The organism is Lentimonas sp. CC4, assembly GCF_902728235.1.
Classification (GTDB): domain Bacteria; phylum Verrucomicrobiota; class Verrucomicrobiia; order Opitutales; family Coraliomargaritaceae; genus Lentimonas.
Map to the genome: position 1 here is coordinate 501,804 of NZ_CACVBO010000002.1, position 14,323 is coordinate 516,126.

Annotated in this window: 8 protein-coding genes; all 8 read left to right on the forward strand. The window is 50.3% G+C overall.

Going from position 1 to position 14,323, the window contains the following annotated elements; all coding sequences use genetic code 11:
* Window positions 1-36 precede the first annotated feature (36 nt).
* The 8 genes from GZZ87_RS18540 (at window position 37) to GZZ87_RS18575 (ending at window position 14,271) form a co-directional block, all read left to right on the forward strand.
* Window positions 37-2,889, forward strand: coding sequence for a discoidin domain-containing protein (locus tag GZZ87_RS18540; RefSeq protein ID WP_162025870.1), 2,853 nt, complete (start codon window positions 37-39; stop codon window positions 2,887-2,889).
* A gap of 136 nt (window positions 2,890-3,025) precedes the next feature.
* A complete protein-coding gene (locus tag GZZ87_RS18545) occupies window positions 3,026-4,630 on the forward strand; it encodes an arylsulfatase (protein WP_162025869.1) in 1,605 nt (534 codons plus the stop codon).
* Window positions 4,631-4,822: 192 nt separating this feature from the next.
* Window positions 4,823-7,156, forward strand: a complete 2,334-nt coding sequence (locus GZZ87_RS18550) for a glycoside hydrolase family 95 protein (RefSeq protein WP_244648082.1) — start codon at window positions 4,823-4,825, stop codon at window positions 7,154-7,156.
* Window positions 7,157-7,231: 75 nt separating this feature from the next.
* A complete protein-coding gene (locus GZZ87_RS18555; RefSeq protein WP_162025867.1) occupies window positions 7,232-8,437 on the forward strand; it encodes a glycoside hydrolase family 43 protein in 1,206 nt (401 codons plus the stop codon).
* A 101-nt stretch (window positions 8,438-8,538) separates the two neighbouring features.
* Window positions 8,539-9,600 (forward strand): family 43 glycosylhydrolase, encoded by a 1,062-nt coding sequence (locus GZZ87_RS18560; RefSeq protein WP_162025866.1) that lies wholly within the window; start codon window positions 8,539-8,541, stop codon window positions 9,598-9,600.
* Between the two features lie 45 nt (window positions 9,601-9,645).
* The gene (locus GZZ87_RS18565; protein ID WP_162025865.1) at window positions 9,646-10,815 is read left to right on the forward strand and encodes a glycoside hydrolase family 88 protein; all 1,170 of its coding nucleotides are present in this window, start codon (window positions 9,646-9,648) and stop codon (window positions 10,813-10,815) included.
* A gap of 161 nt (window positions 10,816-10,976) precedes the next feature.
* Complete coding sequence (locus tag GZZ87_RS18570; protein WP_162025864.1) at window positions 10,977-12,491, forward strand: arylsulfatase; 1,515 nt, start codon at window positions 10,977-10,979, stop codon at window positions 12,489-12,491.
* A gap of 259 nt (window positions 12,492-12,750) precedes the next feature.
* A complete protein-coding gene (locus GZZ87_RS18575; RefSeq protein ID WP_162025863.1) occupies window positions 12,751-14,271 on the forward strand; it encodes an arylsulfatase in 1,521 nt (506 codons plus the stop codon).
* The last annotated feature ends 52 nt before the right edge of the window (window positions 14,272-14,323 follow it).

A 14,323-nucleotide genomic window follows, 5' to 3' on the forward strand; every position in this document is an offset into this window, starting at 1 on the left:
CGGTGTCAGAATTAGAACAGAGAACAAGTTATTGTTATGTTACTACCAAATATAAAAACGACCCTGACTGCAATGCTCCTCGCGGGAGTCGTATCCAGCGCTGTTGCTGGATCTGAGCCGATTAATATTTCCGGGGTCTATCCTCACTTGGCGATGTATAACCAGCAGGGGGAGTGTGGCACCGGAGCCGTGGTGCCGTGGGCAGGTAAGTTGTGGGCGATTACCTACGCGCCACATTGGCCGTTTGGTTCCACTGATAAACTCTATGAAATTACTCCGGATTTAGAGCAAATCATCCGTCCCGAAAGCATCGGTGGCACGCCGGCCAACCGGATGATTCACAAGGAGTCGAACCAGCTCTTTATCGGCCCCTATGCCATCAGCGTGGAAGGCGACGTGCGTGTCATTTCCGTAAAAGACATGCCCGGACGACATACTGGAAACGCCCGACATCTGACCGATCCCGCAGGAAAGATTTACTACGCCACGATGGAGGAGGGACTCTATTCCGTCGATGTGGACACCTTGGAGGTCGAGGAATTAATTATGGACGGGAACTTGAAGCAACCCCTAGCAAAGGGTGTGGTTTCAAGGCTGCCTGGTTATCATGGTAAAGGCCTATATTCAGGGCAGGGGCGTGTGGTCTATTCGAACAACGGGCAAAAGAGCGCTGCGGCGAAGAAAGATCCAACCACACCATCAGGCGCGCTCGCTCAATGGTTCGGAGAGGGGGATTGGCAACTCGTGCGTCGTAATCAATTTACCGAGCTCACGGGGCCAAATGGCATCTACGGCAGCAACAATCCCGAGACCGATCCGATCTGGGGCATGGGCTGGGATATGCGTTCCGTGCTGATCGGCTTATTGGAAGACGGGGAGTGGAGCTACTACCGATTGCCAAAGGGGAGCCATTCTTATGACGGTGCGCACGGGTGGAATACCGAGTGGCCGCGTATTCGTGAAATCGGCGAAACAGATTTTCTCGCGACGATGCATGGCACCTTCTGGCGCTTTCCTGCAACTTTTTCGAAAGCCAACAGTGCCGGCATCGCGCCACGCTCGAACTATCTGAAAGTGATTGGCGACTTTGCCAAGTGGCAGGATAAGCTCGTGCTCGGTTGTGATGATTCGGCGAAAAACGAATTTTTAAATACACGATCGTTCAAGGCGAAACACGCGGCTCCCAAACAGTCTAATTCGAATTTCTGGTTTATCGAAGCAGAGCAGCTGGATGAATTTGGACCCGTCATTGGACGCGGTTCCGTCTGGCTACGCGACGATGTGCAAGCCAAGACTGCCAGCGATCCGTATCTATTCTCTGGCTACGACTATCGTCAGCTCACGCTGACACATTCGACCGATTTACCTGTAACTTTCACGCTAGAAGTGGACGAGAAGGGGACTGGTGAATGGACGGAACTGATGGATATCACGCTCGAATCCAAGGGCAGGGAAGTCGCCTTTTTTAACGAAGACGCAACGGGTGTATGGATTCGTATAGTTACTGACGTGGATGCCACTGACGTCACTGCCCATTTCCAATACCGTGATCGCGATACACGCAGCCTGAGCAATGATCCACTCTTCACTGGGATTGCGACGCCAGAGAAGCCTGCCGCTACAACTGGTCTGATGCGCAGTCTCTCCTATAAGACGCTCGGTCTCGCGACTGCGGACGGTGACTATTACGAGCTGAATTCAGAGATGGAGTTTGTTACAGTCGACGATGACGCGAAGGCGGCCCAGTTGATACAGGACACCATTCAGCCTGCAAACGCATATCGTGTGGATGCCGCGTCGACGATCGTTGTTGAAGGTGGCAAACGTTACCGTTTGCCGAAGAGTGATCGCTATCTATCTGAACAACGTAAGGCAGCCTCAACTCAGAATCTTGCCCTAGGTGCCAGCGTCACTCCCAGTTCAATTTTTAAGCCAAAATTTGCTGCTGCAAATGCAGTCGATGGCAATCGCTCGGAAGACTCACGCTGGGTCTCGGCAAACGAGGGCGACAAATGGATCGAGCTCGATTTGGGTGAGCCTAAGGAATTTCGCACTGTGCAGATTGTTAGCGGTTGGAAGCAGGACGCAGCCTATGTTGTGAAGCATCTGGCAGTTCAATCTAAGCAAGACGGTGATTGGAAAACAATTCCCGGTGCCGAGGTGAATAAAAACAATTCTGTCGATCTTGTTATCAACCTTCCGACATCAGTGACAGCTCAACACATTCGCCTGCTTTCCAACGACAAGGGGCATGTGCGCATTTATGAAGTGGCGTTAATGAATGCATCTTCCGGTGGGCAAAACGGCGTCTTGGGTGCGCCTCGCGTTTGCCGCGAAGTGGCAACGGAACGCGACTTGTTCAACTTGCACGGCACTTTTTACGAGCTACCTGCTCGCAATGCACAGGGCATGGCAAAGATTCGTCCGGTTGCGACTCACAACATGGCGATCTTCGACTACTGCTCGCATGCTGGACTGCTATTTTTCACTGGCATCGATGCAGACAGCTCCAGTGACCACATTTTCCGCAGCACCGACGGCAAGGCTGCGGTCTGGGCGGGCGTGGTCGACGATCTCTGGAAGCTTGGCAAGCCGCACGGTCAAGGTGGGCCGTGGAAGGATTCTGCCGTCAAAGCAGGCGTTCCTTCTGACCCATATCTCATGACGGCTTACGACCAGAAGCGCGTCGAGCTCTCCGCTACCGCTGATAGCAAGATCACCCTTGAAGTGGATATTGATGGCACGAACCTTTGGGTGCCGTATCAGAGCTTCGACCTCAAGACAGGTGAGACCATCTCGCATACATTCCCTGAAGGCTTCTCGGCCTACTGGGTGCGTGCGATCAGCGATCGCGATGCGACGGCTACGGCCTGGTTCGTTTATGAGTAGAGTCCTTTCAGCGCGTTACAGAATTGGAGATTTATAGGTAAACTCCACAAGTTCTTTGAATCCTGGGGCGATGTAACTCACTGTCGTTTGTTTATCGTGAGTGTCTGCCCTAAAACAATATAATGTTAATTTGATTATGCCTTTTAAAAAAAATGTTAGAGCGTGGAGCTGCATATTGGCGCTCTTTTGCGCAGTAATTACAGTCATCCATGCCAAGCCGAACATCATTGTCATTCTGACTGACGATATGGGCTACTCGGATCTCGGGTGCTACGGCAGCGAGATCGAGACACCGAACTTGGATCAGTTGGCAGCAGATGGCATTCGCTTTTCCAGCTTTTACAATACTAGCCGTTGCAGTCCAACACGCTCTAGTCTGATGACTGGTTTGTATTCGCATCAAGCAGGCATGGGGCTTTTAACTAGAGATGAAGGAGAACAGAATCCTGGATACAGAGGTCGCTTGATGGAGCGTTGTGTCACCATTGCGGAGGTGCTCGCACCAAAAGGATATCGATCAATTGTCACAGGCAAATGGCACTTGGGCGATAGGAAAGAATGGTGGCCACTGGCCCGTGGATTCGATCGCTTTTATGGTTGCCCGCAAGGTGGCGGTTTCTTCTTTCGCCCGTCTTCTTGGACTCAAACTCGTTCTATTGTCAGGGGGGATAAGGTCTTATACGATCAGGAGAAAGATCCCCCCGCGGGTTGGTATGCCACGGATGCGTTTACAGACGAAGGAATCGCTTATGTCAAAGAAGCCGTCGAAGAGGAGAAGCCTTTTTTCTGGTATCTGGCCTACAATGCACCGCACTATCCGCTGCAGGCTAAACCCGCAGACATCGCTAAGTATCGCGGTCGATATTTGAAGGGGTGGGATGTTATTCGGAAGGAGCGCTATGAGCGCCTCGTCGAGCTGAGCCTGATTGATGGTCACACGAAGCTTTCTCCCCGTGCCCCGAATGTTCCTGCTTGGGACAGCTTAACGGATGTAGAGAAAGACACTCAGGATCTACGCATGGCGATCTACGCGGCGATGATTGACTGCGTCGACCAAAACATTGGGAAAATTATCGCAGAATTGAAGGCGATGGATGTCTACGACAACACGTTGATATTCTTTCTTCACGATAATGGTGCCCAAGCTTACGATAACCGTGATAAAGGAAGGTCGCACCTCGGCAGCAATAGGACAGATGGCGTCCCGGGCACGGCCGAGTCAGAAGTCTACTATGGGACTTGCTGGGCGAATGTATCCGATGTGCCATTTCGTAAGCATAAAGGCTTGATCCACGAAGGTGGTATTTCCAGCCCTTTGATCGCGCATTGGCCTAAGGGGATCGATGCTTCAATGAAGGGACAGATTGCCAGAGAGCCGAGTCACCTGATCGATATCATGGCGAGTGTTGTCGAAATTTCGGGCGCGACTTATCCAGAGACATACAAGGCGCATTCGATTATCCCCTTAGAAGGAGAGAGCTTAGTGCCTGTTTTTCAGGGGCAGCCCCTTGAACGTGACGAGCCGATCTTCTTCGAGCACATTGGCAACCGTGGAGTGCGTCAGGGCGAGTGGAAGTTGGTCGCAATGCGGGGCAAAAAATGGGAACTCTATAATATGGAAACGGATCGCACCGAACTGAATAATTTAGCTACAGAGATGCCGGAGAAAGTTGGAGCTATGTCCACACTTTATCGCGCATGGGCGGAGCGTGCCTTTGTGGAGAAGTCACGAAAGAGGTAGTATGGTATTTTATCCAAGGCCAATCAGGAACTCAGTCACCACGAAACCATGACCTCAGTAACTATTTGATCGAAGTTAACTTATGAAATATTCTACATTAATGATTCAATCTCTGAGTAGAGCACTTAAAAGCGTATGCGAATAGCTGCTATATCATTCTTAGCTTCACTAGGTATCTTGGCTTCGCTTGAGGTGATCGCGAAACCTAGCGAGAGCTTCAATTATACTGAAAATGCCAAGATTCAGCCCTTGGATGAAGCTCCAGCTGAGTCGCTTTCGCTTTGGTATAACGCGCCTTCAAAGAATTGGGAAGAGGCGTTACCCTTGGGGAATGGCCGTCTCGGAGCCATGGTCTTTGGTGGGGCCTCGGAAGAGCGCATTTTCCTCAATGAGGATACGATCTGGGCGGGGCCACCGATACCGGAAATGAAAGAGAGTGCGGCTGAGACGATAAAAGAGGTTCGCCAATTACTCTTTGCAGGGAAATACGCTGAGGCTCAGGCGTTGCAACAAAAGATTCTACCTGAACGTGTCTTCCCCCGCAGCTATCAACCGATGGGAACATTGGTGTTGGATTTTGGCACCATCCAAGAGGCCACACAGTATCGTCGTAGCCTGAATCTGGATACAGCTGTTGCGACAACACGCTACTTGATGGACGGAGTCACCTATACCCGAGAGGTGTTTTCCAGTGCTCCTGACGATGTGATCGTGGTTCATCTTCAAGCCGACAAGCCGGGTGCGATTACTTTCAGTGCGAGTGTCGACCGCCCTGGGGATTTCACAGTCGAAGGCATCGGTAATGATTGCCTGTTGGCGACAGGGCAGGCATCGCATGGCGACAAGCATTTGGGCGTGAAGTTTGCCAGTATTCTTCAGGTGAATACAGAAGGAGGGAAAAGCTCCGTTAAAGATGGGAAGCTTTCGGTAAAAGGTGCGGATGCGGCGACCATCCATATTGCGGCTTCTACCGACTATAACAGGAATGATGTTGGGACCCCCCTAACACATGACCGTGTCGCCACTTGTAAGTCGATGATTACGCGTGCGCTACAAAAAACCTACAAGCAATTAAAGGCAGGCAACAGCGAAGCGCACCAAGCGCTCTTCCGCAGGGTGAGTCTAAAACTCGGAGAGCCTTCTAATCGGACTACCTTAGCGCGGCTGCAGGGCTACAGAAAGGGGGAGGTCGATCCTGATCTGGAGGCACTCTATTTTCAGTATGGTCGTTATCTCTTAATCGCATCGTCACGCCCTGGCACCATGCCGGCAAACTTGCAGGGTATTTGGAGCAAGCAAATGGAGGCTCCTTGGAATGCCGATTATCACATCAACATCAATATGCAGATGAATTATTGGCCAGCCGAAGTGACAAATCTCTCTGAGCTTCACCTTCCATTTATGGATTACATTGAACGCCTCGTTCCGTCCGGACAAAAGACGGCGCGCGAATTTTACGGCAATCGTGGTTTTGTCGCGGGCGTCGCTTCCGATGCTTGGCATCATACGCTGCCCTATGGGAAAGCACAATATGGTCAATGGGTCATGGGCGGTGCATGGTGCACGCAGCATTTCATGGAGCATTACCGCTTTACCGGAGATCAGGCCTTCCTCAAGGAACGGGCTTACCCGATCCTGAAGGAGGCGGCATTGTTCTTTTTTGACTGGCTGGTTGAAGATCCAAAAACGGGCAAGCTGGTTTCGGGGCCCAGCACCTCTCCCGAGAATGCCTTCTTCATCCCCGGGACCAGAAAGCCGAGTAATTTGACGATGGGCCCGGCCATGGATCAGCAAATCATTTGGGATGTCTTCACTAATATCCTAGAATCTGCTGAGGTCCTTGGAATCGATGATGCCTTCACTCAAGAAGTGGAAATGAAGTTAAATCAGCTAGCTTTGCCGCAAATTGGCTCCGATGGTCGTTTGATGGAATGGACGGAAGAATTCAGAGAGCGGCAGCCGGGGCACCGTCATATTTCCCACCTGTTCGGCCTCCATCCAGGGCGCCAATATAATGAGAAGGACACACCCGAAATTATGGCGGCAGCTCGTAAGAGCATTGATGCACGTCTGGCGAAAGGCGGCGGTCATACCGGCTGGAGTCGGGCATGGATCATTAACTTCTGGGCCCGCTTTAAGGATGCAGATAAGGCGCACGAAAATATCGCCATGCTGCTTAAAAAATCGACCCATAATAACCTCTTCGATACGCATCCACCGTTTCAAATTGATGGTAATTTCGGCGGCACTGCCGGCATGGCAGAGATGTTGATCCAGTCACACACCGACACGATCAATCTACTGCCTGCATTACCGGAAGCTTGGGCCAATGGTTCGGTCACAGGGCTCTGCGCCCGAGGAGGGTTTGAAGTAGATATGACGTGGGAGAAGGGTGTGCTGACGGCGGCTAAACTGCGCTCAAAGCTCGGAAATACTGGTGTCATCCGCTATGGTGATCATTCCGTAACACTGGAAACTAAGCCGGAAGGGAGCTATGAGTTGCTGGGACTTTTCGGGAAGAATTGATATGGCAGGTAAGGTCTAAGTGAAATACAATATAGGCGCATTCCAGCAAGATTTAGAAAGTAAACGTAGTATAATATGAAAAATCTGAAAAAAAATATATTAATCCAGCCAAATAGAATAAGAGTAGGTGTTGTCGCCTTATTAATTGCTGCTTGTGCTTATTCAATCTCCTCAGCTCATGCAGATTCGCCAAAGGAAAACACTACTTCCAGTGCACCCTGTGCAAACGCAAAATTTGTCCCACATGAGCTGTGGAGCGATACCGACGGCAATCACATCAACGCGCATGGCGGTGGCATTTTGTTTCATGAGGGCACCTACTACTGGTTTGGTGAATATAAGATTCCGGGTAAGATTGAGATCAACCGCGCGGGCTTTGACGTCACTAAAGCACCGAGTGGTGGTGTGAGTTGTTATAGCAGCACCGATCTAATGAATTGGAAGAATGAAGGAGTCGTCATGCCGGTCGATTACGAGGATCCGGATTCAGACATCGCCTATGGCTGTGTGCTCGAACGGCCTAAGGTGATTTATAACGAACTCACCGATAAATTTGTGATGTGGTTCCACCTCGAATTAAAAGGGCAGCGCTACAGTTCTGCACGCACCGCGGTGGCGGTGGGAGACTCACCGACTGGCCCGTTTACTTTTATTCGTTCATTGCGCCCCCACGCGGGCATTTGGCCCTCTAATAAAGACGATTTCGAGAAAAATCCACGGGCAGATAGAGCGCTTAAGCGTGACTTTGCAAACGGCCAAATGGCGCGCGACATGACGCTCTATGTGGATGACGATGGTAAGGCCTATCATATCGCTTCGTCTGAGGAAAATATGACTTTGCACATCTCCGAGCTCAGTCCGGATTTTCTTTCGTTCACAGATCGCTATGTGCGCGCGCTCCCCGGTCGTAGTAATGAAGCGCCTGCTATCTGTAAGCACGATGGTCGCTACTGGCTACTAGCGTCAGGTCTCACCGGTTGGGATCCCAATGCGGCGCGCTCAGCGGTGGCTGACACGATCCTCGGTCCATGGGAGCCGCTCCGTAACCCTACCGTCGGCGTGAATCCAAACAACAATCTCGGCCCCGAGAAAACCTTTGGCGCTCAGAGCACGTTTATCGTGCCTGTCCAAGGCAAGCCTGGTGCCTTCATTGCCATGTTTGATATCTGGCGCCCGAAAAACCCGATTGATGGGCGATATATCTGGCTGCCGATTGAATTCGAGGGCGACAGCTACAAGATCGAATGGATGGACGAATGGGACCTCTCCTTTTTTGATTAGTGCCACGACTGCTCCAACAAGGAGGAACTGAAGTGACAAATTTCAAGTAAGATCAGGCATAACATCTTTATAATCTCCACTATGACTTTAACCTAAACTAAATGAGAAATATTCAGAATACTTACTCTAGTCGTTTGTGGGTTTATCTACGGCATCTTCTTTTGATTAGTGTAATCGGTTTCGCTGCGACAGCCGCAGCTAAAGAACAGGAAACAATTAAACCCGGACAGGAGTGGTCGGATGCAGCCGGCAATCGAATCAACGCCCACGGCGGCTGCGTAATCTTCTACCAAGGTCTCTACTATTGGTATGGCGAGCACAAGATAAAGGGGCTTTCCGAGCGCCAACATGCGGATGGTGGGGTTCACTGTTATGCATCAACAGATCTCGTGGATTGGCACGATATGGGTATGATGATTCGTCTCGATCGTCCTGAGACTGAAGACCTCACGCATGAGTGCAACTCCGACCGCCCAAAGGTGATTTACAATGAGACGACCCGCGAGTTCGTGATGTTTTTCAAGCTCTACTTACGTGGCATGGGTTCTCGGGGCGGCTTTGTCGGTGTCGCCACTTCGCCTAGCCCAACCGGGCCATTCATTTATAGTCACAAGTTCCTCGGAGGTGACTCACCTCAAGGCACCGGTGACTTCGCTATGTTTAAAGATGAGGATGACAGCCTCTACCACCTCACTGTCCGCAAACCAGACAAGGCCTTCGTGATCTCTAAGATGCGCGAGGATTATTTGCTTCCTGAAAGTGATTACTTCGTTGTTGAAGGCGTGACCAAACACACCGAAGCCCCAGCTCTCTTCAAACACGATGGCGAATATATTATGTTGGCATCCGGCTCCACTGGGTGGAACCCGAACGCAGCGCGAGCGTTTTCAGCCAAGTCGCTTCAGGGACCCTGGACTGCACACGGAAATCCTGTTTCAGGCATCAACCCAAACAACGGGCTTGGTGCTAACTTAACCTTCGGTGGGCAATCAAATTTCATTCTCAAAGTGGAAGGCAGGCAAGATGCCTATATCGCGATGTTCGATATCAACAAGCCTGACCACCCCTACGATAGTGGCTACATCTGGTTGCCGATTCAATTCGAGGGAGACAGCTACAAGATCGAGTGGATGGATGAATGGGATCTCTCCTTTTTTGATTAGGTTGTGAGCTAAAAATACCTCAAACTAATCACAGTTTTTAAACATATGCTTACGAGATTAGGACTGAGCTTGTTTTTCATCTACGTGGCGACTTTTTGCCACGCGGACCCTCTGACCATGATCGCGGACAATGTTCTTGAAGACACACTGCTTGAATTGCCCGAAGGAGATCACGTGCCTGAACCCTCACGCTATAATGCGTGGATGTATCAGAATGCGATCATCATGGATGGGATGCGAGCACTTGGCGATGTGCTCGATAACGAACATTACAAAGCTTATAAAGACCAGAGCATCGATGTATTCGCGCAGCTCCAATCCATGAAGTTGGGAAATAGAAAGAGTGTGTTTTCAAAGATGAATCGACACTATAAAAATCCCAAGGAAATGTGGCATTGTGGGATGATCGCAGCGCTAGCTGAGCGACATCAAACAAACCCCACTCAGGAGTTCGAGCGAGGCATGAAAACCTTCGATACCTTCCTAGAAAAGGCCCCAAAATTTGACAATGGAGCACTGGTAAGAGATAAGCGGCGTAGTCAGTTAGGCTTAGGTCTCCAAATCGATGACCTCTACATGATCACCCCTTACTGGTGCCGAAAGGCAGCACTCCTGAATGACCCAACTTGGATCGACCGCGCGATTGATGAGGCGCTTATCTACTTCGATTATCTCTGGGATGAGGAGAGCCAGTTGATGTATTGCCTGTGGCTTGAGGACACTCAGAAGCCTTATGGGCACTTTTGGGGGCGGGGTAGCGGCTGGTATATTATGGCTGTAGTCGATATGCTTCCTTTTATCCCCGAGGATCATCCCCAGCGGGCAGAATTACTCAAAGACTACCGTAGCTTTATCGAAGGCATTATAGCCCATCAGGATAAGGACGGCCTGTGGCATCAAGTGATTGATCGTCCTGACAGTTACTCAGAAGCGTCGTGCTCTGGAATGTTTACCTACTGTATACTCAAAGGTGTCAACGAAGGTTGGCTGGATCCGTCGTTTCTGGAAGCGGGTAAAAAGGGATGGAAGGGGCTCCAGACCAAGGTCAACGACCAGTATGAAATCATCGATGTCTGTATGGCAACCGACATGAGTGATGACCTTAATTACTACTTGAAGCGTCCAAGAATAATCCATGACCAACACGGGATCGGCCCCTTTTTACTTGCGGGTGCAGAGTATCTCAAGGCAGCCGGCCAAGCTCCCTCCCAATAATATTTCTCATCTAGCAGCCGATTCAACTCGAAGAAAATAGCTACACGACCGAGTGGGTGGATGAGTGGGCTTGGTCAGTTTTTGACTAGTCCTTTTGTCAGTTATTCTTAGTTGTAAGGTAAGACTACTCTGGCAGTAAAAACAGCGCACCAACTATCTTTATGAAATGCCTCTGGATCTTTCTTATTTTTGTTAACATCCCCTTTGCTGCCGAGCAACGACCTAACATCGTCCTAATTTATGCGGATGACCTTGGCATTGGACTGTTGGGTGCCTATGGACAGCAGCTGATTGAAACACCAAACATCGATCGCTTGGCGGACGAAGGGATGCAGTTTAATAACTATTATGGTGGCTTACTGTGTGCGCCTGCACGCTGGGCGCTTCTGACAGGTCTGCACGATGGGCGGCTAGGTGGATGGGGGCAGAATGGTGCTGGATTGTTAATTGAAATGGATGAGCAACAGGTGCCTGAAAGCGAGTATATGCGGCGCTTTGCTGCCTATGTCGAAAAAAGTGCCACGCCGATTCCAGAGAATGAAGTCTTCCTCGCTCAGGTCGCGCAAAAGGCGGGTTACGCAACCGCTCAGTTCGGCAAGTTGGATGTCGGGTTTCTCACGAATCATGAACGAGTCAAGCGATTCGGTTGGGATTATTATGAAGGGATGTTTAGCCACACCCGCTGCCATGGTTTCTATCCACCTTACATTTGGCGCAATGGAAAGAAAGTGCCTTTAGCTGGGAATACGCGGCCTGATTGTGGAAAAATGTCGGAGAAAGGAAATGAGCCGGTGGGCGCTGGAGGAGACACCTATTCTCAAAACGTATTCATCGATGGGGTGTTGAACTTTATCCGTGAGAATAAGGACCGCCCATTCTTTCTCTATCACCCGACGCAGTTGCCTCATGGCCCCGTTGCGATCCCTGAGCTACACCCTGATTTCGCAGACCATCCGACGCTTTCACCGGCGGAGAAGAAGTATGCTTCGATGGTCAAGATGCTCGACGACCATGTGGGCTTAATCATGGATGCGCTGAAAGCGCAGGGGATCGATGATCATACGGTCGTTTTCTTTACCTCCGATAACGGGCATGAGCTGTATTATGGTCCTAAAGGCCATAAATTTAAAAAGTTGGCAAATGGGCAAAATGCGAATCTGACAGACAGCAAGTGGCGCACCTCGAATGGCGGCGATGTGTTTGACGGTGGAGGTGGTCGTGCAGGAGCTAAGCGATCTCCGTATCAAGGAGGCATCCAATGCCCAATGATCGTTCGCTGGCCAGGGCAAATTGCGCCGGGTCTTAAAACCGATTTATTGAGCACACACTATGATTTTATGGCGACGATGGCTGACCTAGTTGGAGGCGATCTGCCCCATGGGAAAGATAGTATCTCCTATTTGCCAACGCTCTTGTCGTATCCGCAGAAGGAATTGCACGACACTATCATTGTGAACAATCGTTTCAGGAACATGGGGCGCACAGCACTTGTGACACAAAGCGGTTGGAAGCTAGTGGAAGTGGAACGTGAGAAGAACCACTTCCAGCTTTACAACCTGAAAACTGATAATGAGGAGCGTCATGATCTTGCAGAGGATTATCCCGAACGGGTTGAACAGCTTAAGCAGGTGCTCCTAACCGAACTGGAGTCAGAGCGGCCCGATTTAGCTCAGTAGGTCGGGTTGATTTAGGTGCGGCGGATTCGTTTTCACGCTTAGAATATACACAAAATCGCTGAATATTTGCAATCATAAGTAGAATCGGATCTGTTAGTCTATTAAGTCAATGAGACTTATTTTTATGAGTAAATAGTTGGTCTACGCTTGCCTTGCAAAGCTGTGACTCATTCGAAAGTGGTGGATCACGGACGATTCGTCAGCACGCAATTTTCAACGATCTTTAGAGCACATGATAAATGATTAAAGCAGAATAAACATGAATATCAAAAACCTTTTAGCTCCTTGCCTCTCCATTGTCGTTACTGCGATCTGGGCCGTCGAACAACCGAATGTTGTCATCATTTATGGTGACGATGTCGGCTATGGTGATGTTGGCGTGTATGGCTCGGAAATGATTCCGACTCCGAATATCGATCAACTTGCTGGAGAAGGATTGGTTTTTACGGACGGACACTGCGCTGCGGCCACCTGCACGCCCTCGCGTTACTCGATGCTTACAGGCATTCATGGCTTTCGTGACAATGTTAGCATCCTGCCGCCAAATGCTCCACTGAGTATTTCCACGGAAATCCTAACCTTGCCGAAGCTCTTTAAGCAGGCGGGGTATGCGACAGGGGTCGTGGGTAAATGGCACCTTGGTATCGGGCAGAAGGGCGTGAAGACGGATTGGAACGGAGCAGTGAAACCTGGCCCGATGGAAATCGGTTTCGACTCTTCCTTTTTACTGCCTTCAACTAACGACCGTGTGCCGTGCGTGTATCTGGATGGGCATTACGTAGTCAATTTAGATCCGTCCGATCCGCTCTATGTCGGAAAGTCGCCAGGAGAAGTGAATCGTCCGGGGAGCACCCAGTATCCAGATGCGAAAAAGAACAAGGCTGCGATGACTTACTATCAAAGCACGCACGGTCACAACCACAGCGTCATTAACGGTATCGGGCGTATCGGCTACATGGCGGGCGGTAAGGCGGCGCTTTGGGACGATGAAACGATGGCCGATGTGTTTGTGCAGCAAGCTAAGGAGTATATCGCAGCCCATAAGGATGAGCCCTTCTTTCTCTATTTTGCATCGCAGGATATTCACGTGCCGCGCGCACCACATCCTCGTTTTCAGGGTAAGACTGAACTAGGCTATCGTGGTGATGCGATGGTGCAGTTTGATTGGTCGACTGGCGAAATTTTGAAGGCGCTGGAGACGTATGGTCTGACTGATAATACGATCGTGATTTTTTCTAGTGATAACGGACCAGTCTACGATGATGGCTATGATGACGGAACCACGGTGAAAAAATCGGGTAAAGAGGTGGATGGCGGACACGATGGTTCGGGGATGTATCGCGGCGGGAAATATCAGATTTATGAAGGTGGCACCCGCGTGCCGTTTATCGTGCGCTGGCCTGCGAAAATTATGCCGGGCACCTCTGATGCGTTAGTAAATCAGATTGATTTCATTGCATCGTTCGCTGCGCTGCTCAACTTGGAGGTTCCTGCCGACGAGGCGCGTGACAGTCGCAACAGTCTGGCCGCATTTCTCGGCAATGATTCTGAGGGCCTTCCGTTTGCTATTCAAGAAGCGGGTAGAACCCGTGCCTTACGGGTAGGGCAATGGAAATACATTGCGGACCGGAAAGTGTCTCGGAGGAAATTGTATAATCTGGCGGAGGATCCTTCGGAGCAGAATAATCTCATTACTGCGCATCCTGAAAAAGCGGCTACGATGGACGCTCAGTTGAAACAGCTGATGGCGTCAGATGGCGTAAGGGATAGTCAACGTTAACGATTAGAAGATTAACCGAAGTGCAAATGGAAATACATTTGGTTGCCGATCC